The 21,157-nt window shown below is 61.6% G+C and carries 19 protein-coding genes; 7 read left to right on the top strand and 12 right to left on the bottom strand.

Features of this window, described 5'->3' with window-relative positions; all coding sequences use genetic code 11:
• The first annotated feature begins 32 nt into the window (after positions 1-32).
• From HU806_RS23370 to HU806_RS23345, 6 genes are all read left to right on the top strand, one after another.
• Positions 33-320, top strand: a complete 288-nt coding sequence (locus HU806_RS23370; RefSeq protein WP_186614844.1) for a type II toxin-antitoxin system Phd/YefM family antitoxin — start codon at positions 33-35, stop codon at positions 318-320.
• Positions 310-597 (top strand): type II toxin-antitoxin system RelE family toxin, encoded by a 288-nt coding sequence (locus tag HU806_RS23365; protein WP_186614840.1) that lies wholly within the window; start codon positions 310-312, stop codon positions 595-597. The genes HU806_RS23370 and HU806_RS23365 overlap by 11 nt, the downstream gene beginning before the upstream one ends.
• Before the next feature lie 108 nt (positions 598-705).
• On the top strand, positions 706-1,062 hold the full coding sequence (queD, locus tag HU806_RS23360) for a 6-carboxytetrahydropterin synthase QueD (protein ID WP_003203918.1): 357 nt from the start codon (positions 706-708) through the stop codon (positions 1,060-1,062).
• 92 nt (positions 1,063-1,154) lie between these two features.
• Positions 1,155-1,985 (top strand): alpha/beta fold hydrolase, encoded by an 831-nt coding sequence (locus HU806_RS23355; RefSeq protein WP_186614837.1) that lies wholly within the window; start codon positions 1,155-1,157, stop codon positions 1,983-1,985.
• 184 nt (positions 1,986-2,169) lie between these two features.
• Entirely contained in the window at positions 2,170-3,441 is a 1,272-nt protein-coding gene (gene codB / locus HU806_RS23350; RefSeq protein WP_186614834.1) for a cytosine permease, read from the top strand.
• 11 nt (positions 3,442-3,452) lie between these two features.
• A complete protein-coding gene (locus HU806_RS23345; RefSeq protein WP_186614831.1) occupies positions 3,453-4,700 on the top strand; it encodes a cytosine deaminase in 1,248 nt (415 codons plus the stop codon).
• Between the two features lie 58 nt (positions 4,701-4,758).
• Here the strand turns inward: HU806_RS23345 and HU806_RS23340 are convergent, their stop codons facing one another.
• Positions 4,759-5,751, bottom strand: coding sequence for a diaminopimelate epimerase (locus HU806_RS23340; RefSeq protein WP_186614828.1), 993 nt, complete (start codon positions 5,749-5,751; stop codon positions 4,759-4,761).
• 181 nt (positions 5,752-5,932) lie between these two features.
• On the opposite strand from HU806_RS23340, the gene HU806_RS23335 reads away from it, so the two are divergent.
• Complete coding sequence (locus HU806_RS23335; RefSeq protein WP_186614825.1) at positions 5,933-7,084, top strand: MFS transporter; 1,152 nt, start codon at positions 5,933-5,935, stop codon at positions 7,082-7,084.
• Between the two features lie 175 nt (positions 7,085-7,259).
• Here HU806_RS23335 and HU806_RS23330 read toward each other — a convergent pair whose 3' ends face one another.
• The 11 genes from HU806_RS23330 to HU806_RS23280 all read right to left on the bottom strand — a co-directional run bounded on the left by HU806_RS23330 (position 7,260) and on the right by HU806_RS23280 (position 21,133).
• Positions 7,260-9,698: a TonB-dependent siderophore receptor gene (locus tag HU806_RS23330; protein WP_186614822.1), complete on the bottom strand. Its 2,439-nt coding sequence runs from the start codon at positions 9,696-9,698 to the stop codon at positions 7,260-7,262.
• Between the two features lie 98 nt (positions 9,699-9,796).
• Entirely contained in the window at positions 9,797-10,780 is a 984-nt protein-coding gene (locus tag HU806_RS23325) for a FecR family protein (protein ID WP_186614819.1), read from the bottom strand.
• A 37-nt stretch (positions 10,781-10,817) separates the two neighbouring features.
• On the bottom strand, positions 10,818-11,318 hold the full coding sequence (locus tag HU806_RS23320; RefSeq protein ID WP_186614818.1) for a sigma-70 family RNA polymerase sigma factor: 501 nt from the start codon (positions 11,316-11,318) through the stop codon (positions 10,818-10,820).
• 179 nt (positions 11,319-11,497) lie between these two features.
• Positions 11,498-12,673 carry a baeRF3 domain-containing protein gene (locus tag HU806_RS23315; RefSeq protein WP_186614815.1) on the bottom strand — a complete coding sequence of 392 codons (1,176 nt, stop codon included), beginning with the start codon at positions 12,671-12,673 and terminating at the stop codon, positions 11,498-11,500.
• Between the two features lie 10 nt (positions 12,674-12,683).
• Complete coding sequence (locus HU806_RS23310; protein WP_186614812.1) at positions 12,684-13,106, bottom strand: HPF/RaiA family ribosome-associated protein; 423 nt, start codon at positions 13,104-13,106, stop codon at positions 12,684-12,686.
• Positions 13,107-13,283: 177 nt separating this feature from the next.
• On the bottom strand, positions 13,284-13,724 hold the full coding sequence (locus HU806_RS23305) for a carboxymuconolactone decarboxylase family protein (protein WP_186614809.1): 441 nt from the start codon (positions 13,722-13,724) through the stop codon (positions 13,284-13,286).
• A 299-nt stretch (positions 13,725-14,023) separates the two neighbouring features.
• Positions 14,024-15,466 (bottom strand): mechanosensitive ion channel family protein, encoded by a 1,443-nt coding sequence (locus HU806_RS23300; RefSeq protein WP_186614806.1) that lies wholly within the window; start codon positions 15,464-15,466, stop codon positions 14,024-14,026.
• A gap of 97 nt (positions 15,467-15,563) precedes the next feature.
• Positions 15,564-16,430, bottom strand: a complete 867-nt coding sequence (locus HU806_RS23295; RefSeq protein WP_186614804.1) for a pirin family protein — start codon at positions 16,428-16,430, stop codon at positions 15,564-15,566.
• A gap of 114 nt (positions 16,431-16,544) precedes the next feature.
• Positions 16,545-17,156: a response regulator transcription factor gene (locus HU806_RS23290; RefSeq protein WP_186614802.1), complete on the bottom strand. Its 612-nt coding sequence runs from the start codon at positions 17,154-17,156 to the stop codon at positions 16,545-16,547.
• A 115-nt stretch (positions 17,157-17,271) separates the two neighbouring features.
• On the bottom strand, positions 17,272-17,706 hold the full coding sequence (locus HU806_RS23285; RefSeq protein WP_186614799.1) for a response regulator: 435 nt from the start codon (positions 17,704-17,706) through the stop codon (positions 17,272-17,274).
• Between the two features lie 154 nt (positions 17,707-17,860).
• Complete coding sequence (locus HU806_RS23280) at positions 17,861-21,133, bottom strand: transporter substrate-binding domain-containing protein (RefSeq protein WP_186614797.1); 3,273 nt, start codon at positions 21,131-21,133, stop codon at positions 17,861-17,863.
• Positions 21,134-21,157 lie beyond the last annotated feature (24 nt).

Raw genomic sequence — 21,157 nt, 5'->3', positions numbered from 1 at the left:
ACCAGAATAAAGTCCATTATAGGAGCCTGCCCATGCAAATCGTCTTGGCTGATGTGGCCGTCAGCGTATCGGAACTGAAAAAAAACCCGTCCGCCGTCCTGAACGGTGCTAACGGTTCGCCAGTGGCCGTGTTGAACCATAATCGCGTGATGGGCTACATGGTGCCGGCAAGCGTCTACGAAGCAATGATCGAGCGCCTGGATGAGTTGGAGCTGGCCCAAGTGGTGAAGGCCCGGCTTGAGGCCAACGACACGCCAGTGCGCATGTCGCTCGACGATCTCATTGGCGAGGCTGAGGCGGATATCGCCAATGGGCACTGATTATGCGGTCGAATGGAACCCGAAGGCACTCAAAGAGCTTAAGAAACTGGACGGTGTCGTCCGTTTACAGTTTTTGAAAAAACTTCAGGAACGGCAAGGCCACCCCCGCGTGCCGGGCGACGCCCTTCATGGAATGAAAGACTGCTACAAGATCAAATTGCGCGGCGCTGGCTATCGACTGGTATATCGCATCGAAGAGGAGCGAATTGTCATTCTGGTCATAGCAGTCGGTAAGCGCGAGCGCAGCAGCGTCTACGATTCGGCCAGGACCCGCTAAGACAGATGCGTTTGCTGACCCTTTAGTCAGCACGCTCGCGCAACACCTGGATCAAACTGATAAACTGCGCCGCCTGCCTCGCGCCCGCCCATTCAAAGAGCCAAATCTGTGGAAATCTTCAAGGAATTTACATTCGAATCCGCCCACCGCCTGCCTCACGTGCCGGATGGCCACAAGTGCGGTCGCCTGCATGGCCACTCGTTCAAGGTAGCAATCCACCTCAGTGGCGACATCGATCCGCACACCGGCTGGATTCGCGACTTCTCGGAAATCAAGGCGATCTTCAAGCCGCTCTACGAGCGCCTGGATCACAACTACCTTAATGACATCCCAGGCCTGGAAAACCCCACCAGCGAAGTCTTGGCCAAGTGGATCTGGAACGAATTGAAGCCGTTGCTGCCGGAACTCAGCGCCATTCGTATCCATGAGACCTGCACCAGCGGTTGCATCTATCACGGCGAGTAGACAAGTCCCCTCACTCAGGTTGTTGTTGGCAGACTCACGTCAGGGTTTTGTGTCTATGCTTTCTGGCTCGAACATGCCAAGAGGACACAATCATGACCCACTGGCCGCTGGATCAGGTCTACAACTTCGATGGACACCCCATCCGCTACGCCGTCCAAGGCGACGGCCCGCCGCTGGTGTTTGTCCACGGCACGCCATTCTCTTCTTATGTATGGCACCGGATCGCCCCGCTGTTCTTCACCACGCATAAAGTCCATTACTTCGATCTGTTGGGTTACGGCCAGTCCGCGCAACCTGACGCCGATGTGTCTCTCGGCGTGCAAAATCGCTTGTTCGCACGACTGCTTGAGCATTGGGACCTGGACTGTCCAGACGTAGTGGCCCATGACTTCGGCGGTGCCACCGCCTTGCGTGCGCATCTGCTCGATGACAAGGACTACCGAAGCCTTACGCTGATCGACCCGGTGGCTTTGTCGCCATGGGGCTCAGCTTTTGTCCAGCACGTGCGCCAACATGAAGCGGCGTTCAGCGGCTTGCCCGATTACATTCAGCGAGCCATCGTGCCGGCGTATATCCGCGGTGCAATCAAACGAGACATCCCGGACGAAGAACTGGCGCCCTATGTGCAACCATGGCTCGGCGAGACCGGCCAGGCCGCGCTCTATCGGCAGATTGCGCAGATGGAAGAGCGCTACACCCATCAGGTCCAGGACTTGTACCCGCAAGTGCGCTGCCCGACGCAAATCCTCTGGGGCGAGGATGACCAATGGATCCCCATCGAGCGCGGCCGGGCGCTGCACAACATGATTCCGGGCGCGCAGTTTCACCCGGTACCGAACGCCGGGCACTTGGTTCAGGAAGACGCGCCGGAAGCCATCGTCGCGGCGCTGTTGCGATTCTTATTGGTGCACGTTCGGACCTGAACGCATCGTTTCGTGAAAGCGGGCCTCTGAGCCGGGCGGTCGGTGTTGCAACGTGCCCCATCCCTGCTCCGCTTTTGTTCCCTGAACCTCATCGATCCACACTTGGCTATACATAACGGCGATCGCTGGTTTGGCACGGCCGCTGCACGCTTGCGTTTTTCCTATTTTCCGCAAGGAACGCCACATGACTCAGAACGATCCGGGCAACGATTATCCTTTGAGCGAAGTGCCGATGCATGCGCGCAAGGGTTTGGCCTCCACGGCCATGGTGCTGTTGGGCTTCACCTTTTTCACCGCGACCATGTTTGCCGGCGGCAAGCTGGGCGTGGCGTTCGGTTTCGCCGAGATGCTCAGCGTCATCGTCATTGGCAACCTGCTGCTGGGCCTGTATGCCGCAGGCCTGGGTTACATCGCCTTCAGGAGCGGGCTCAACTCGGTGTTGATGGGGCGCTTGTGTTTCGGCGAGGTGGGCAGCAAGCTCAGCGACTTGATCCTGGGTTTCACTCAGATCGGCTGGTATGCCTGGGGCACGGCCACCGCGGCGGTGGTGCTGGGCAAGTATTTCGAACTGAACCAAGGCACGGTGCTGGGGCTGATGGTGCTGTTCGGGCTGGGGTTCTGCGCCACGGCCTACATTGGCTATCGTGGGTTGGAAATCCTCTCGTACATCGCCGTGCCGGCGATGCTGTTGCTGCTGATGCTGTCCATGTGGGTAGCGACGGACAAGGTCGGCGGCCTTGATGGCCTGCTGGCGGTGGTGCCCACGGGCAGCCTGGACTGGTCGACCGCGATCACGCTGGTATTTGGCACCTTTGTCAGCGGTGCTACCCAGGCGACCAACTGGACACGTTTTTCCCGTTCGGCGAAGGTCGCGGTCCTGGCCAGCCTGATTGGCTTCTTTATCGGCAATGGCCTGATGGTCCTGATCGGTGCCTACGGAGCCATCGTCTATCAGCAGCCGGACGTGGTCGAAGTCCTGTTGTTGCAGGGTTTCGCCATGGCCGCGATGGCCATGCTGCTGCTCAATATCTGGAGCACCCAGGACAACACCATCTACAATTTCGCCGTGGCCGGCTGCAACCTGCTGCGCACCCGTCGCCGCAGGACGGTCACACTGGCTGGCGCGGTGATCGGCACATTGCTGGCGCTACTGGGCATGTACGACATGCTGGTGCCTTATCTGATCCTGCTTGGCACGGTCATCCCGCCCATTGGCGGCGTGATCATGGCCGATTTCTTCTTCCGCTGGCGTGGTCGCTATCCTCGATTGGCCGAGGCGCAACTGCCGGCGTTCAATTGGCCAGGCTTATGTGCCTACGGCGTCGGCACCCTCGCGGCATTCAACTCGCCATGGATCGCGCCTCTGGTAGGAATCGCCACCGGCGCGCTAACGTATGTGCTATTGATCGGCGTACTGGGTAGCCGCACCGCCACCGCGCCACTCCAAGACTTATAAAGGAATGTCCGATGCACATCATCAACGCCCGCCTGCGCAACCGCGAAGGCTTGCATGAACTGCACCTGGAAAACGGCCTGATCGCCAACATCGCCCGCCAGACCGAGGCCCCCACCCTGGGGCCCGACGACCTCGACGCCGGCGGCAACCTGGTGGTGCCGCCCTTCGTCGAGCCGCACATCCACCTGGACGCCACCCTCACCGCCGGTGAGCCGCGCTGGAACATGAGCGGCACGCTGTTCGAGGGCATCGAGTGCTGGGGCGAACGCAAGGCCACCATCACCGAGGAAGACACCAAGACCCGCGCCAAGAAAACCCTGCAGGCCCTCGCCGCCCATGGCATCCAGCATGTGCGTACCCATGTCGACGTGACCGATCCGGCGCTCACCGCGCTCAAGGCGATGCTGGAAGTGCGCGAGGAAAGCCGTCATCTGGTCGACATGCAGATCGTTGCTTTCCCCCAGGAAGGCATCGAGTCCTACCGCAACGGCCGCGAGCTGATGGAAGAAGCCATCCGCATGGGCGCCGACGTGGTGGGCGGCATTCCGCATTTCGAATACACCCGCGACCAGGGCGTCAGCTCGGTGAAGTTCCTGATGGACCTGGCCGAGCGCACCGGCTGCCTGGTGGATGTGCATTGCGACGAAACCGACGACCCGCATTCGCGCTTCCTGGAAGTGCTCGCCGAAGAAGCCCGCATCCGCGACATGGGCGCCAGGGTGACCGCCAGCCACACCACGGCCATGGGTTCCTACGACAATGCCTACTGCGCCAAACTGTTCCGCCTGCTGGGACATTCGGGCATCAGCTTCGTATCCTGCCCCACCGAAAGCATTCACCTGCAAGGGCGCTTCGACAACTTCCCCAAACGCCGCGGTGTCACCCGCGTCAATGAGCTGCTCGAAGCCGGGATGAACGTGTGCTTCGGCCAGGACTCCATCGTCGATCCGTGGTATCCACTGGGCAACGGCAATATCCTGCGAGTGCTCGAAGCCGGCCTGCATATCTGTCATATGCTCGGCTACCGCAACCTGCAAAGCGCGCTAGACCTGGTCACTGACAACAGCGCCAAGGCCATGGCCCTGGGCGAACGCTACGGGCTGGAACCCGGACGCCCGGCGAACCTGCTGATCCTCTCGGCTGACAGCGACTACGAAGTGATCCGCAGCCAAGGCCTACCGATCTACTCGATCCGCAACGGCGAAGTGCTGATGAAACGGCAGATGCCGGTGGTGGAATTTGGGCCGCAGTTGGGCTGAAGGGTAAAATCGGCGGGCGGAGCCTGCCAGTGAAAAAGGTCATCGGCGCCCTGATACGCTATGGCAGAAGCCGCGCCGTGCCGAACAGGCTGACCCGGACCAACTCACCCGCCTGTTCCTCCAGCAGGATCGGCGCAGTGCCGCCGGGCATCACGACGCGCACCGGCCCGGCCTTCACCCAGCCCACCCGCCACGCAGCACTGGCCACGGCGCTGGCGCTGGTGCCAGACGACGCGGTGGGACCTTCGCCCCGCTCGAACACCCGAGCGTCGATCCGTCCCTCGGCCGTGGGCGATGCCCACTGCAGGTTCACCCCCGCCAAACAAGGCATCCCCGTCCCGCCGGGCGCCGCATAGGCAATACGAGTCAGGTTTTGCGACAGCGGCTCGGCGCGCATCTGCGCAAGGCTCGGCAGCGCGGCCGCGTCATTCACCAGGGTCACGCAATGAGGATTGCCGATGCGCACGAACTGGCTGTAGCACCAGGCCAGCTTCAATGCATGGAGCGGTGGCAGGCGACTCACGTCGCACTGGTTGAACGTCACGCTTTCCGTGCCTTCGGCATCGACGGCCAAGGGACCGAACGACGGTGCGCCCAAGTCCAGCCAAAAGCCTTTGGCACCTTCGAATTCAGCGGCGCGAACCGATGTTTGCAGGGGTGAGCCAGCGTCGTGTTTGTCGTGATGAACCTGTAGCAGGCAGTCATCATCCTCCGGCAGCAATCCTCGTTCTTGCAGCGACAGGGAGAAAATCGTCAGCCCATTGCCACTGCGCTCGGCCAGTGTGCCGTCGGTATTGACGATCAGCAGATCAAAGGGCGGCTCGTCCTGGAACGGGCCGATCAATAAACCGTCACTGCGATGTGCCTTGGCATCCGGCGACGCCTTTCCCGGTGCCCAACCGCAGAAGGCCTGCACGGCGGCGGTGCTCCAGGCTTCGCGCGTTTGTGCGGCCTGGGGGGCAGACAGCGGCAAGTCAATGCCATGGGCACGGACCTGCTGCGGTGAAACCACGCCATAAATATTGCCACGCGCATCATAAAATCGTGTCATGCACCTGATCCGGCCAACCAACGAAAGAATCGCCACTTTATGCCGGCTGGGCCCACAGGGGCAAAGCTTGTGGTGGGTGCGAACATCGCGTCGGCACCTTGGGGTCGCAGCGAGGTCAGTGGATATGCAAGCATAGGCCCCCACCTGCATCACCGCACCGCACGAAAGCCAAGGACGTTTCATGACTGCAATTACACCCCCTCCCACTTTTGTTCCCGGACGCCTGGAACAGATGTCCACCCGCATCGCCTATCTCATCGCAGGTATCGGCATCGCCGCCTGGGCGCCGTTGGTGCCTTACGCCAAGGCGCGGGCGAATCTGGATGAAGGCACCCTCGGGTTGCTGCTGCTGTGCCTTGGAGTCGGGTCGATCCTGGCGATGCCGATTTCCGGCGCGCTGGCGACGCGGTTCGGCTGCCGTCGGGTGCTCAGTGGCGGCACGATCCTGATCTGCCTGGCCTTGCCGCTGCTGGCGACGATGACCTCGCTACCCTGGCTGGTGGCGGCACTGTTCCTGTTCGGCGCCGGGCTCGGCACCGTGGACTCGACCGTGAACCTGCAGGCGGTGATCGTCGAGCGGGCCAGTGGCAAGACCATGATGTCGGGCTTCCACGGCATGTTCAGCCTCGGCGGAATCATCGGCGCGGCGGGCGTGAGCGCCCTGCTCGGCCTGGGGCTGTCGCCGCTGGCGGCGACGTTGGTGATCAACGCGGTGTTGCTGGTGGCGTTGTTCAAGGCTGCGCCGCACCTGTTGCCCTACGGCAGTGAAAGCTCGGGGCCGGCGTTTGCCATTCCCCATGGCGTGGTGCTGTTTATCGGTATCCTGTGCTTTATCGTGTTCCTGGCCGAAGGTGCGGTACTGGACTGGAGCGCGGTGTTCCTGACCACCGAGCGCGCGGTGGATACCGCCTACGCCGGGCTGGGTTATGCCGCGTTTGCGCTGACCATGACCGTCGGCCGGTTGACGGGCGATTCGGTGGTGCATCGCCTGGGTGCCAGGCGCGTGATCATCTACGGCGGCTCGATCGCCGCAGCGGGCTTTTTCATGGCGACTCTTGCCCCAATGTGGCAAGCGGCGCTGCTCGGCTATGCGCTGGTCGGCGCCGGGTGCTCGAACATCGTGCCGGTGCTCTACACCGCCGTCGGCAAACAGACCCTGATGCCGGAAGCCATCGCGGTGCCGGCCATCACCACCATCGGCTACGCCGGCATCCTCGCCGGCCCGGCGTTGATCGGGTTCGTTGCCCATGGCAGCAGCCTGAGCATCGCGTTCGGTTTGATTGCGATGTCGCTGGTAGCGGTGGCGGCCAGTGGGAAGGTGTTGAAGGTCTGAAGCCTTGTAGATTCACCCGTGGCGAGGGAGCTTGCTCCCGCTCGGCTGCGAAGCAGTCGTAAACCGGCGGACGCGCAATACCTGAAGATCCCCGTCCAACAGGTTTTGGGGCTGCTTCAACCCAGCGGGAGCAAGCTCCCTCGCCACAAGGGTACGTGTCAACCCTGGGTTTTCATCAAAAACCCACGCTCGCCTGCACGAAGAACGTACGCGGCGCGCCGACGTAGATGCCCGAGTTGTTGTCACTGGAGCGGGTGTAGTACTGGTGGTCGAACAGGTTTTTCACCCCAGCACCGACTTTCAGGTTCGACAGCTGCTCGCCGAAGTCATAGCCGGCCCGTACGTTCCAGAGCATGTAGCCCGGCATGTCGCCGTACTGCCCATCGGCGCTGCCGTCGGTGATGTAGTTGTCGCTGAAACTGCCGTCGGGATTCACGCTGTTGCCCGGTGAGCGCTGCTTGGATTGGGCGAAGCCGTCGAGGTTGTAGGTCCAGCGGTTGACCTCATAGCGCAGGCCCACGGTGGCTACCTGGCGTGAATAGAACGGCAGGTCACGGCCCTTGAAGCTGGGGATTTCGCCTTCATAGGTCGCGCGGGTGTAGGTGAAACCGGCACTGGCGGTCAGGCCGTCGAGGCGTGGATCCAGCGCGGCCATGTCGTAATGCACCGAAGCTTCCAGGCCCTGATGCTTGGTGGCGCCCATGTTCGTCCAGCCGACATCGTTGCTGATGTACTGCAACTCATCGTCAAAATCGATGTAGAACAGCGTCACCTCTGCGCCCCACACGTCATCGTTGTAACGCGTGCCGATTTCATAGGTCTTGGCCTTTTCCGGGCTCAGGCCGTTGGCGGTGTTGTTGCCATCGCCGCCCTGGCCCAGTTGGAAGTACTGCAGGCTGCCGAACGAGGTCTCGTAGTTGGCGAACACTTTCCAGGCATCGGACAGGTGATACATCACGCTCAAGGCCGGCAGCGGCTCGTTGCTGTCGATGCTGCGGCGTTTTTCCTGCACAGGACGGCCGGCGGTGTCGAGCACCGGGCGGTCGTGCCATTCGGTGCTGATGCTTTCGAAGCGAATGCCTGGAGTAATAGTCCATTTGCCGACGTCGATCTTGTCATCGATGTACACCGCGTGAGCTTCGGTGCCGCCGGTGCGATCCTGATACACGTGGCCGTCGGACCCCGGACGCACCACGGGTTCGTTGTTGCGTAATGCCAGGCGACTGGCCTCTTCGTGCATGCCTTCCTTGAGGTAGCGATAACCGACGCTGGCTTCCTGGGTGGTCGGCCCCAGGTCGAACACATGGGACACCCGAGGCTCGATCCCGAAGGTGTAATAGGTGCGCGGGTACGACACCAGGTTGCGCTGGTCCCGAGAGGCGATGGTGCTGCCGCGGTAGCTGTCGGAGTAGTAGGTCAGCACTTCGGCCTGGGTGCGCTCGCTGATCTCGCGGATCCACTTGAACGACACATCCTTGCGCCGGCCGCTGAAGTTGTCCCAGTCGCGGTCGGACTGGTACGGGTCCGCGTCGTATTGGGCCTGGGTCAAGCCACCGGGCATGTCGGCCTTGGCATCGTAATAGTGGAAGTTCAGCGAGAAGTCATCGACATCGGTTGGCGCCCAATGAGTCTTGAGAATCACGTCGTCGATGTCGTTGTCATTGTTGCTGCGGCGATAACCGTTGCCGTTGACGCCCGAATAGAGGAGCGCCACGCCCATGCCGTTGTCAGCGGTGCCGCCGAGAAACGCCGTGTCGATGTGCTTCCAACCGCCGCGCTGGGACGTTTCCAGGGTGCTGCCGATCTCACCGGTGGCTTTTTCGGGGATGGCGCGGGTCACGAAGTTGATCACCCCGCCGACGTTTTGCGGCCCGTAGCGCACGGAACCGGCGCCACGGACCACGTCGATGCTGTCCAGGTTGCCCGAAGAAATCGGCGCCATGGACAGCTGCGGCTGGCCATAGGGCGCGAATGCCGCCGGTACGCCGTCGATCAGCACCGTGGAGCGCGGCGACAGACGCGAGGTGAGCCCGCGCACGCCAACGTTCAGGGAAATGTCACTGCCACCGGTGCCGTTGGCCTCCTGCACCTGCACACCGGGCACGCGGCGCAACACGTCGCCCACGTTCATGGCGCCCTGCTCCACCATCGCTTCACGGCGGATCACTGTCCGTGCACCGGCGTGGTTCTGCACGACTTCGGCGTTGGCGTCGCCGAGCCAGTCGCCGACCACTTGAATGTCGGTGGTTCCCAGCTCCAACGGGCCGGCGGCGGATGCCGATGGTGCCGGCAGGACGGTCACTGAGCCTTCATCGACCTGGTATTGCAGGCCGCTGCCCTGCAACAACTGACGCAAGGCAGCCTCTGGGGACAGGTTGCCTTCTACCGCCGGGGCTTGTTTGCCGCTCACCAGTTCCGGGCTGAAAAAAACCTGCAAAGACGTCTGCTGGCCGAGTTGGCTCAGCGCTTGGCCCAACGGTTGCGCCTGGATATGGATGGCCGTGGTGGCCTGATCGGCATAGGCCTGGGACAAGCCGGCACTGACGGCCAGGGCAAGGGCTAGCGGCAGCCAGCGGGCGGGGGTGCGGTTGTTGTTTTTGGGGGAAGTTTTCACGTCGAACCTTGTCCTGTCGAATCGCAAGAATACGCGTCTGTTAATGCTAACCAGTTGCAGTTGGACAAGAAGACGAAGAACTCGAAAAAAACCTGAATTTATTTCGCAGTTATTTCCTGACTGCCGTCATCCAGCGTGCGCACGGCCACCGGCAGGACGTTCGGCAAGGCCTTGAGCAGCGCCTCGGGGTTGTCCGAGCGAAACACGCTGGTCAGACGCAAGTTGCCCACGGCAGCGTTTGCGACCCTGAGGGGCTTGGCGCGATAACGGGAGACTTCCTCGGCCACTTCACTCAGTGGGGCGTTATTGAACACCAGCTTGCCGTTGCGCCACGCGGTGAGTTCATCAGCATTGACTGCGTAAGGTGCGGCAACTTTGCCCTGGGCATCGATCCGCGTGCCCAGGCCCGCCGTGAGGCTGACGAACCCGGACGCCGGGGCGTCGCGACCCCGGACCTTGACGCTGCCCTCTTCAACGGCGACCCGAGTGCTGTCGGCATCGCGGCGCACATCGAAGCGCGTACCGGTCACCGTCACCTGGCCGTTGCCCGCATCGACCGTAAACGGACGCGCGGTATCATGCTCGACACTGAACAGTGCTTCTCCCTCGACCAGTTCCACCCGTCGCACGCGATGCTCGAACAAAATGCGCACATGGCTACGGCTGTTGAGGTCGATCAGCGAGCCGTCCGGCAACGCGACATGCCGGCGCTCACCCAAGGCCGTGGCAAATTCACCGCTGTAGTCACCTGAAGCGCCCAAGCCGCTGAACAGCCCCAGCCCGACCGCGACCACGAGCAACCCGGCGGCCACCGCATAGCGCAGCAGCGGCCGGCGCCTCGGGCGTTCGGCGGGCGGCTCGCACAACGCTTGCAAGCGCTCCCTGGGCAGCAAGTCCGTTGCACTCCAGATTCCTTGCAGCAGTTGAATCTCGTCACGGTGGTTGGGGTGTTCGCCCAGCCAGGCTTCGAAACGCTCACGCTCGTCGACACCCATGACGGGGCTTTGCAGGCGCACGAACCATAGTGCCGCCTCGTCGCGAACCCTGCTCTGCCCGCAGGCGCATTCACGGCTATCCATCATGGAAGGTCCTGTGGCTCAGGTGGAAGATGACGACCGGTCATTGATCGGGCCCGTCCAGGCGATCACGCAGATGGCGCAGGGTGCGGATCATATACTTTTCCACCATGTTTTTTGACAGGCCCAGGCGTTCGGCGATTTCCGCCTGGGTCAGGCCTTCGATCTTCTGCCAGATAAACACCGTGCGGCAGTTGGCCGGCAGCTCGGCGAGTGCCCGCTCGATGGAGTCGGCCAGTTGGATCGCATGCATGTAGTGCTCCGGGTCGCCGGCAAGCGAATGACAGGTGTCGAACGCCACTTCCTCCAGGGCGCCCCGTCGATCTTCACGCCGATAACCATCCACTGCAATGTTGCGCGCTGTCTGGTGCAGATAAGCGCGTGGCTGTTCAACTTGCGCCGAATCGGACTCGAGCACCCGCACAAAGGTGTCGTGGGCCAGGTCCTCGGCCTGTTGGCGATTGCGCAGGCGACGGGTCCAGGTGCCGATCAACTCTTCGTAGTGTTCGAAAAAGCCGGGTCTGCGAGGCAGCTTGGGGATCATCGCGGCGCGCTGTGGGAACGGGGCGTGAATAGTAATGCTTCCTATTAATATGAAGCAAACCTATTACGGCACCTGTCGTCCGAAGCTTGGAACCGAGCATCAACCAGTGGGAGCTTGCTCGCGATGGCGACTGCCAGTCCGCTACCGCGACCAAGCTCGCTACCACAATCGATCTCGGGTCAGAACCGACACACCGCCGCCGCTCCGCTATCGGTCGGCATGACATGCTCGGGTGGTACGACGATCACTTCACCGCCTTGCCGGGTCACGGCCAGGATCAGTTCATCCAGCACATCCGGGGCTTGTTCGTCGCCGGTTTCGTCGATGATGAGCCTGCCCTTGTCCGGATCGAGCTGACCGGGGACCTGCCGTTCGGCCTCTACCAGCAGCAACGCGACACGACTTTCCCAAGCGGCCTTGGCGATGTTGGCCAGGCTGTCCAACGCCCGTCCCTGCCCCACCGCGACGCCGTAACGATTCAAGCTGTCGATCACCCGGTCGGCGTGGCTGTGGGCCATGAGTTTCGAGCACTGGACCCGCAACTCTTCCAGGCCCAACCGCGAAGGATCCCCTTCGATGCCCTGCGCCAGCACGTTCGGGTTATGGCTGACGGCACGGAAAACCGCCTGGTTTTCCGGCAGGGCCACGACAATCATCGGCAGCCCCGAAGGTTGTGAATGGTATTGCAGGATGGCTTTGTCCACAGCACGGAAAAAGCGCTCGCGGTCCAGGTTGATTTCATCTTGCTTACCGCCGCCGGCGGACTCATGCATCATCGGATCGCCGCGCTCGCTGCTGCGGCTGAAACCGTTGGGAAAGCCTTGCTGGTCTCCCGAGGTCAAGTCGTCGCCCAAGGCCTCGTTCTGGTTACGCGGAACCTGTTCGGCCAACTCGACTTTTTCCAGCTGCTCGCAAGAGCCCTCGTACAACCAGACCTCATTACGGGTCAGGCACAGCACTTGATATCGCTCGGTTGACTGGACCAGCCGCAGCAGCGGCTTGAGGTAAGGATGGCTATTGGCGAAGGCGCATTGCGGCAAACGCTGGTTCACAGCAATGACTTTGAAATAGTCACGGGCGCCGAACACCGCGATGCCGTCGCGATTGGAGTTCCAGAAATCCTGGTCGTCTACCAGCGCATGAAAAGGCTCGAGCAACGGTGTGCAATCGAGGCCGGGGTGCTGGTTTTCCAGTTGGCTTTGCAGTTCGCGCACCAGGTTCTTGTAGCGAATCGGGTCCTGGCTGCGCTCCGGGAATGTGCGGTGTGTGGGCATATACAACGAAAGGCTCGGCTGTTCGTCGAACGCCAGGAGCTCGGCCAGCACTTGCCGGCTGAAGGGTTGATGAGCGGTCATGATTGTCTCCTTATTCTTTGCCACGAGCCTCTTGGTTTTCGAGGAAATCCTCCTCCAACATGGCGTCTACCATTTCCGGCGGAGCTTCATCCAAAGGGGCAGTCACGCGCCCCATGGATTCGACGGCAGGGTTGAGTTTGCCGATCTGATGATCGAGCGCATGCAGCATTTTCTCGGCGGCGCCCTCCACCGCCAGCTCCAGGCTATCGGCCTTGTGGCTGACGGAGATGGCCGCAACGCCTTGCAGGCGCGCCTCGATCTGGCAGCGTTTGTCCGCGGCGCCGCCCTTCTGGGCGTTCTCGTCGCTGACGTGGATTTCGACGCGGGCCAGTTGATCTTCGAAACGCTGCAGCGCGTCCACCACCGTGCTGCCGACCCACTCCTGCAATCGGGCACTGCCTTCGATATGGTTGCTGTTGACTTGAACTTGCATGATCGACTCCTTTGCAAAAGACGGCTGACGCCGCCTGTTGTAGGTAGAAGAAGATCCAACGGGCGAAGTTCCCGGCGCGGGATGACTGGCCAATGCCCTGGCCAAACGCAGCGGCGATGAATAAAAAAGGGAGCGCTGCGAAGCGCTCCCGCTATTTTCCAGTGCGCAATCGGCGCCTCAGGCCTCGGGCATTTTCCGGAAGCCCACCGCTAGCCGGTTCCAGCCATTGATGGCGTTGATTGCCACGCTCAGGTCGACCATTTCCTTAGGCGTGAAGTGCTCGCTCAGCAATGCGTAGTCGGCGTCGGGAGCATGGGTCTCGCTCAATCGGGTCAGGGCTTCGGTCCAGGCCAGGGCGGCGCGTTCGCGGCCGGTAAAGAATGGCGCCTCGCGCCAGGCCGTCACGGCATACAGCCGACGTTCGGTCTCGCCGCTCTCGCGCGCGTCGGCGGTGTGCATGTCGATGCAGAACGCACAGCCATTGATTTGCGAGGAACGCAGCCTGACCAGTTCGAGCAGGGACTTTTCCAGGCCCAGTTTCGAGACCGCGGTTTCCAGGGCCAGCATGGCTTTGTAGGCATCAGGGGAAGCGGCGTAGAAATCGATACGTGGTTGCATCTTGAACTCCTGGGCAACAATTGGGTGTAGCGCTACGTTAGCGGTGCGGTAGTGCGGTACAAATAGCCAATTGTTGGGAAGTTTGGGTGGCCAATGGGGCACGCGTAGAGGTTTACCTGTAAGGAGACCTGGAGGCTCTTGTGGCGAGGGAGCTTGCTCCCGCTCGGCTGCGAAGCAGTCGTAACCCAGCCGACGCGGTCCGCCTGGAAAGTGGTGTCAGGCATTTTGGGGCGGCTTCGCCACCCAGCGGGAGCAAGCTCCCTCGCCACAAGGGGACCGTGGGGACTTCGAGGTGTGCTTCAGGCCCGGCTGCGCAGCCACTGCAAGAAACGCTTCTTGGCGATCGGCTTGGGCACGTCGCGGGTCAGGTTCTGGGCCAAGTGCATGCGCACGTCCAGCAGGTTTTTCATCGCGTCGCCGATGTCTCGACGGGCCTCGAGACAAGGCTTGAGATAGCTGTTCTCGATGCGGTACAGCGTGCAGAAAGTCTTGGCGGTAAAATTTGCCAGCGCCGCTTGCTCGGCGATGATCCCGGCTTCGCCGATCACCTCTCCCGGCCCCATGCGCCCGCCCTCGAGTGGCTGGCCGTTACGCAGGAGGCTGACGCTGACCACCCCGGACTCAATGATGAACAGATGGTCGCTGACCTCCCCAGCGGCCAGGATCACATCGCCGGCGCGGAAAGTCTGCAAGGTCATGTTCTGGCTGAAAACGTCCTTTTCATCCGGACGCAACGTCGAAAAAATACTCGAGCTTTCCAGCAGTGCCCGAGGTCGCGAGACGCCGGTGACGGCGGTGCTTTCGCCAGTGGACAACAGGCTGACGCCCGACGCCTGCAAATGCCGGAACGCCAAGTCGAACAATTGATTGCGTACTTCGCGCTTCTGCCCCATTGAAGCCACGAACCCGCTGATCTCGTATTCCGCGCCAGCGCTTCCCGTGTTTTTCAGCGTCACGCAAGGCGCCGGGCTGGCGAGCAGCGCGCGGCAGCCGATCATTGCCCGCTCCAGCGCGTCGATGACCTTTTGCGGACGCGCGTGAGGACTGACCTGCAGGCTCACGGACAAACCATGCATATCGCTGGGCCGGCTGAAGTTGACGATCTTGGCCTTCGCCGCGAGTGAATTGGGAATCACCGCCATACTGCCCTGGGAAGTCTGCAACCGTGTCGCCCGCCAATCGATGTCGGTGACCCGCCCTTCGGTGCCATCGATGGAAATCCAGTCATCGACTTGATAGGGCTTGGTGGTGTTGAGCACGATCCCGGAGAACACGTCGCTGAGCGTGCTCTGCAAGGCCAGGCCGACGATGATCGCCATCGCACCGGACGTCGCCAGCACGCCCTTGACCGGCAGATCCAGCACATAGGCCAGCGCCGCGATGACAGCGACCAGGAAGATCACGGCGCCGAGCAGATCCTGCAGCAATCGCCCGGTATGGCCGACCCGTTGCATCATGACCGCGCCGATCATGACCGTCAGGGTCCGCGCGGCGAACAACCACCAGGCAATCTGCAAACCGGTCGCGGCCAAGTGCCGCGGCACATCGTCGACCCACTGCGCGGGTTCCATGGGATTGAGCCCTTCGCTGAACAGCAACATGCTGAACAACGAAAAAATCGCCAACCGCCCGCCGATTTTCCAATAGGTCCGATCAACACTGACCAGCCGCCACAACAGCAAGTCGAGCATAAGCAACGCCAGGGCACTGAGCAGCGGGTGATCGGTGATCAGGGACAGCATCAGGGGACAGCTCCAGAAGGTCATTGGCGAGAAGATTGGCACAGAATCAGCCGGCTGTAGAGATCGCCGAAAAAACCTTGTAGGAGCGCGCTCCGCCTCAGCCGTCCATACCCCCGAAGCGCCCGGAATGGAAATCCTCGAAGGCTTGGTGGATTTCCTGTTCGCTGTTCATCACGAAAGGACCATGGCCAACGATGGGTTCATCGATCGGTTCGCCGCTGAGCAACAGCAATACCGCGTCGGTGTCGGCGTGCAGGTTCAATTGATCACCGGCGCGCTCGAACAGGGCCAATTGCCCCGCCTCCACCCGCTCGCGGCCATTGGCCTGGACCGAGCCACGCAGCACGACCAGCGCGGTGCTGTGCCCTTCATGCAGGTCGAGCGTCAGGTCCTTGCCGGCATTCAGGCGAATATCCCAGACGTCGATGGGCGTGAAGGTCTTCGCCGGGCCTTGATGGCCCTCGAACGTACCAGCAATCAGGCGCAGGCTGCCGGCGGCGTCCTCCAGGGCGATGTTCGGGATGTCTGCCTTGAGCAGGGTCTGGTAGCCGGCCGGCGCCATTTTGTCCTTGGCTGGCAGGTTGACCCACAACTGGACCATTTCCATGAAACCACCCTGCCGGGCAAAAGCTTCGGAGTGGAACTCTTCATGAATGATCCCAGAGGCGGCGGTCATCCACTGCACATCCCCGGGGCCTATCTTGCCGCCGCTGCCGGTGGAGTCCCGGTGTTCCAGCTCGCCCTGGTAGACGATGGTCACGGTCTCGAAACCGCGATGCGGGTGCTGGCCGACGCCACGACGTTCACGGGTGGGCGCAAACTCGGTGGGGGGCGCATGGTCCAGCAGCAGAAATGGGCTGATGTGCTTGCCCAGGTTATCGTAGGAAAATAGCGTGCGAACCGGGAAGCCGTCGCCGACCCAATGCGGCCTTGGACTGGTGTAGAGGCCAATGATCTGTTTCAAGCTGCGTCTCCAAATCAGGTAATGCGATTCGATGGACACAGCTTAAAACCCAGGCCGTTAGTGCACCAGACTGCAAAAATCGGTCTTAGCGTTCTATTCACAGAACAGTGATTTTCAAAGCTGGTTGCGCTTGGCAAACTCCGACAGGCCAACCAGGGAATTCAACCCAAGTTTTTCCAACAGGCGGGTCTTGTAGGTGCTGACTGTCTTGGGGCTCAGGAACAACGCCTCGGCGATGTCCTTGCCTCGCATGCCCATCGCCAGCATCCGTAAAATGGAAAGCTCGCGCGTGGACAGCCTCTCCAGCGCCTGCTGCTCGGATTGTTGTTGGAAATCCAGCCTGACGGGCATCTGGGGGAAATAGGAATAGCCGGACTTCATGGCGTGAATGGCTTTGATCAGCTCTTTCAGATCGCTTTTCTTGGTCACGAACCCCCTGGCCCCGGCCGAGATACAGCGATTACAGAAATGCTGGGCATCCTGGGAGGTGAACACCAGCACGGCGCACGCCGGGTATTCGCCAGTGATCCAGACCAGCAAGTCCAGGCCATCGAAACCGTTCATCACCAGGTCCAGGATCACCAGCTCCGGAACGTTGTCCTTGATGCGCGTCCTGGCCTCGGTCGCGCCGCTGACATCCGTAACAGCGAATCCTTCGTTCTGGCAGACAAGCCGCAGTGCCCCTCGGATGACAGGGTGGTCATCGACAATCAGTACTTTTTTCAATACAGCTCCCCGGAGTCAATGCAAACGGCGCCGACGCCATGACTGCACCGGACTGTTACACAGGTGATTGGTAGCGCCACCTGTCAGATCTGACAGTGCCGACCAACGGCGCGCATCAGCCGCCGCGCCCCTGTCTGACGGCACCTCCCCAGGGTTGGGCCGACTCGCTGGCCTCGGGATCGACGGCCTTCATCAGGTGCCGCAGCGAAACAGCATCGGGTAACTGTGCGGTCATCATCTGCAAACAGGCTCGGCGACCGGCGGGCAATGTTCCCAGCGCAGCTTCCTGAGCGTTATAGATCAGGCCATGGCGGACTTGCAGGTTATCGAGGCAGAACCCAGGCAGGTCCAGTGCGCCCTCTGCCAAAATGGCGTTGACGACAACCAGGTCGAACGGCTCGCAGCCATAGTCCACCAACGTCAGGAATTCGTGCACGTCACTCACTGGCGCGATGCGGAAATAGCCCAGGTGATTGAAAAGGCGTTCCAGCTGCATTCGATGAAAATGCAATGGGTCGGCAATCATGATACGTAATGCTTTATTTGGCATGGCAGGCATTCCAATGGCGACGCGACAGGTACGAACCGGCTCGGGAACGTTAAGTCGCGTCAGGCTAGAGGAAGGTTTTTAGAGACGCTGTAGGACGAATCCCAAAAACAGGCGGAAAAATCGCCAAACGACCTGCGGCTCTGGGCGCCATCGATCAGTCCTGGTTGCCCGAAGGATCAATCGCACCGCTTCGCGCCCCGGTGACAAAGCGTGCGCTCGCCATGTGAATCTCCAGCCGTTCGGCCAGGCGTTCCATCGCCTGGCGCAATAGGTCCACCGCGTCGGCGAGTGACGAGTTCTCGCCCGCCCGACAGGCGTTTTCCAGTGCATCGCATGCCGCGATCAGGCGCTGTGCCTGGATAAGCCGGGCCCCGCCCTTGATCCGATGCGCCAGATCAGACAACCCGGGCAAGTCGTGACGCGAAAACAATGGCTGCAACCGAGCCTTGTCCAACGCATTGCTATCGATCAGCTCCTGCAACAACTTTCCGAGTGAAATCCTGTCGCCGCCCGTCAGTTGTTCCAGGCTGGCCAAATCGAAGTCGTCAGCGGTGGCCGGCTCCACGGCGCAACCGCCAGTGATCGATACCAGGCAGGCATCCAGTTGCTTGAGGCTGATGGGTTTGAACAGGCAATCATCCATGCCCGCCGCAAGACAACGGTCTTTTTCCTCGGGCTGGGCATTGGCCGTGAACCCGAGGATTTTCGTTGGCGACAAGCCTTGGACCCGCTCCTCGTTGCGAATGGCGCGCGCCAGTTCGTAGCCGCTCATCAGCGGCATGTTGCAGTCAGTGATGACCACATCGAAGTGCCCGGCGCGCCATACACGCAAACCCTCGGCGCCGTCTTCAGCTTCATGCGCAACGTGGCCCAGGTAATTCATCTGCTGGGACAACAACAAGCGGTTGGCCGGGTAGTCATCAACCACCAGGACGGTGAGCACCTGGGCCGGCGCCAGCGTCTCGTCCTTGACCGCTGGCGCTTGGGCCACGGCTTCGAGCAGCGGCAGCTCCAGCAGGATCTCGACCTGAGTGCCCTGCCCCGGCACGCTACTGAGCCGCAGGCTGCCTCCCATCATTTCACACAAGGTGCGACTGATGACCAACCCCAATCCGGAACCGCCGCGAGCAGCTTCGGTATTGTCGCCAACTTGAGTGAACGGGCTGAACAGGCGTCGCTGGTCCTGGGCGGATATTCCGACGCCGGTGTCTTCGACTCGCAGGCGAATGTCCAGACCCTTGCCGTCACGCGTCAGTTCGGTTCTCAAGCTCAGGCGCACGCAGCCTTGGCCGGTGAACTTGATGGCATTGCTCAGGACGTTCGAGACAATCTGCTTGAAGCGCAGCGGGTCAATCGACACGTCATGGCTGCTTGCCGCATCCAGGTCCAGTTGCAGACGCAGCTGTTTCTGCCGGGCCAGGCCTTCGAACATTCTCGCTACCGACTCGGTCAGGGCCCGCAGGTTGGCCCGCTCGGGCACCAGCGACAGCCGTCCCGATTCGATGCGCGCGATGTCGAGAATGTCGCCGATCAAATCCAACAAGCCTTGGGCAGCACTCGACGCAACTTCGAGCGCGGGCCGGTCCATGACGCCCTGGTCGGCTTTTTTCAACGCCAGTTCCAACATGCCGATCACGGCATTCATCGGCGTGCGGATTTCATGGCTCATGATCGCCAGGAACGTGGTCTTGGCCCGGTTGGCATCGTCGGCGCTGGCCTTGGCCACGCGCAACTGCTCCAGCAGCCGCCGCAGGTAGACGACCCAGCCCAACGTCAACGACAACAGCAGCGCGGCGATGGCAAACCCTTGGACGATGGTGGCGCGGTTGCGCAGCCAGTAGCTGTCGTCGATCACCACCTCACTGCGCCAACGATTGGTCAGCTCATCCATTTCCTCGGGGGAAATGCTCAGTAGCGCCTTGTCCAGGATTGAATACAGCTGCGGCGCGTCCCGGTTCGTTGCCAGGGCAACGCGCGCCGGCACGGTGCCCACGGTGCTGGTGACTTGCAGCGAGTCGCGATACTGGCGAGAAATCATATAGCGGGCGCTGATCAACGAATTGATCGCGCCATCCGCCCTGCCCGCAGCGACCATGCCCATGGCGTCGGCCGCGTTTTGCGCCGATACCAGTTGCACGCCGGGAAACTGCTCCAGCAGGTACTCACGCAGTACGTTGCCTCGCACCAACGCCAGTCGCTTGCCAGCCATCCGATCCACCGTCAACGCGTCCCTGGCCTTGATGGGCACCACCAGCACGAACGGGTTCGTCAGGTACGGTCGGGTAAAACGCAACTCATCCTCGAGCTCGGCGCTGGGTATGGCGGTCGCCAGCACGTCGGCCTTGCCGCTGGTGATCAGGCCGATCAGTGCGTCCACCGAGTCGCCACGCTGGATGTCGAATTTCAGGCCGGTACGCAGGCTGATCCTGGCCAGCACATCGGCACCGATACCGCGCAGATGGCCCTGCTCGTCAAAAAAAGTCAGCGGCAGGAAATGTTCGCTGACCGCCACCTTGATCCGCGGATGTGCATCGAGCCAGCGCTGTTCATTGACACTGAAATGCACCGCTGGCTGGCCCGCCACGCTCGCCCCGCCGGCGCTCCAGCGCCGCAGGATACCCATGCGCTCGCCAACGGGAATGGCTTGCAGGGCGGCATTGACGATGCGCAACAGCCGCGCATTGTCGCGACTGACCGCGAAGGCGAAGGGTTGCACTTCCATGCGAGAAAAATCCACCAACTGGACGTTGTTCAGGTAGTTCTTGCTGATCAGGTAATGGGCGCTGATCGAGTCTCCCAGGTAAACATCGGCCTGGCCAAACGCTACGGCGCCAATGGCGCTCAAGGTCGAGGGGAACAACTGCAAAGTGGCGTCGGGATAGAACGCCTCGACCTGGTCCGGTGGCAAGTAGTGATAAAGCATCGCTACCCGCTTGCCCGCCAAGTCCGAGGGCACATCCTCGCTGTCGTCGACGCGGGCCACCAGGGTGGGCAGGTCATCGGCGTAGGCTTGGGACATGACTAGCGCGGGATCGCTGGCCTCGAAGCCGTTGGCGGTGCCGAGCAGATCGATCTCCCCGTCGCGCAACGCCTGGAGCGATGCGTCCCGTGACGCGTAGCGCCGCACTTGGATCTCGACATGCAGCAACTGCCCCAGCAACTCGGCGTAATCGGCGGTCAATCCCTCATAATCCCGGCCATTTGCGGTGATACTGAACGGCGGATAATCCGGCGCCGAGGCACCCAGCAGCAACCTGCCCTTTTGCCGCAGCCAGCGCCGATCGGCCTCGTCCAGGGACACGGAATAGTCGCTCACGGCGGAACGCCCGAGCACGTCCAGCGACTCGGGTTCGGCACCCACCTGCGGCGCCACACATGCTAAGCCCAGCCAAATCGCCGCCAGGCCTGTGCGCAGAAACAGCATCATTGGATCAGGGTTTCGCTTGGCGAA

The sequence above is a fragment of the Pseudomonas sp. SWRI154 genome (assembly GCF_014268645.1).
GTDB classification, from domain to species: domain Bacteria; phylum Pseudomonadota; class Gammaproteobacteria; order Pseudomonadales; family Pseudomonadaceae; genus Aquipseudomonas; species Aquipseudomonas marvdashtae.
The sequence above is the reverse complement of the archived record's forward strand: the minus strand, read 5'-3'. Positions and strand labels throughout refer to the sequence as shown.

Coding starts and splice junctions, on each gene's coding strand:
- HU806_RS23370 (WP_186614844.1), top strand. CDS start 33: ATGCAAATCGTCTTGGCTGATGTGGCCGTCAGCGTATCGGAACTGAAA.
- HU806_RS23365 (WP_186614840.1), top strand. CDS start 310: ATGGGCACTGATTATGCGGTCGAATGGAACCCGAAGGCACTCAAAGAG.
- HU806_RS23355 (WP_186614837.1), top strand. CDS start 1,155: ATGACCCACTGGCCGCTGGATCAGGTCTACAACTTCGATGGACACCCC.
- codB (WP_186614834.1), top strand. CDS start 2,170: ATGACTCAGAACGATCCGGGCAACGATTATCCTTTGAGCGAAGTGCCG.
- HU806_RS23345 (WP_186614831.1), top strand. CDS start 3,453: ATGCACATCATCAACGCCCGCCTGCGCAACCGCGAAGGCTTGCATGAA.
- HU806_RS23340 (WP_186614828.1), bottom strand. CDS start 5,751: ATGACACGATTTTATGATGCGCGTGGCAATATTTATGGCGTGGTTTCA.
- HU806_RS23335 (WP_186614825.1), top strand. CDS start 5,933: ATGACTGCAATTACACCCCCTCCCACTTTTGTTCCCGGACGCCTGGAA.
- HU806_RS23325 (WP_186614819.1), bottom strand. CDS start 10,780: ATGATGGATAGCCGTGAATGCGCCTGCGGGCAGAGCAGGGTTCGCGAC.
- HU806_RS23320 (WP_186614818.1), bottom strand. CDS start 11,318: ATGATCCCCAAGCTGCCTCGCAGACCCGGCTTTTTCGAACACTACGAA.
- HU806_RS23315 (WP_186614815.1), bottom strand. CDS start 12,673: ATGACCGCTCATCAACCCTTCAGCCGGCAAGTGCTGGCCGAGCTCCTG.
- HU806_RS23310 (WP_186614812.1), bottom strand. CDS start 13,106: ATGCAAGTTCAAGTCAACAGCAACCATATCGAAGGCAGTGCCCGATTG.
- HU806_RS23305 (WP_186614809.1), bottom strand. CDS start 13,724: ATGCAACCACGTATCGATTTCTACGCCGCTTCCCCTGATGCCTACAAA.
- HU806_RS23300 (WP_186614806.1), bottom strand. CDS start 15,466: ATGCTGTCCCTGATCACCGATCACCCGCTGCTCAGTGCCCTGGCGTTG.
- HU806_RS23285 (WP_186614799.1), bottom strand. CDS start 17,706: ATGCCAAATAAAGCATTACGTATCATGATTGCCGACCCATTGCATTTT.
- HU806_RS23280 (WP_186614797.1), bottom strand. CDS start 21,133: ATGATGCTGTTTCTGCGCACAGGCCTGGCGGCGATTTGGCTGGGCTTA.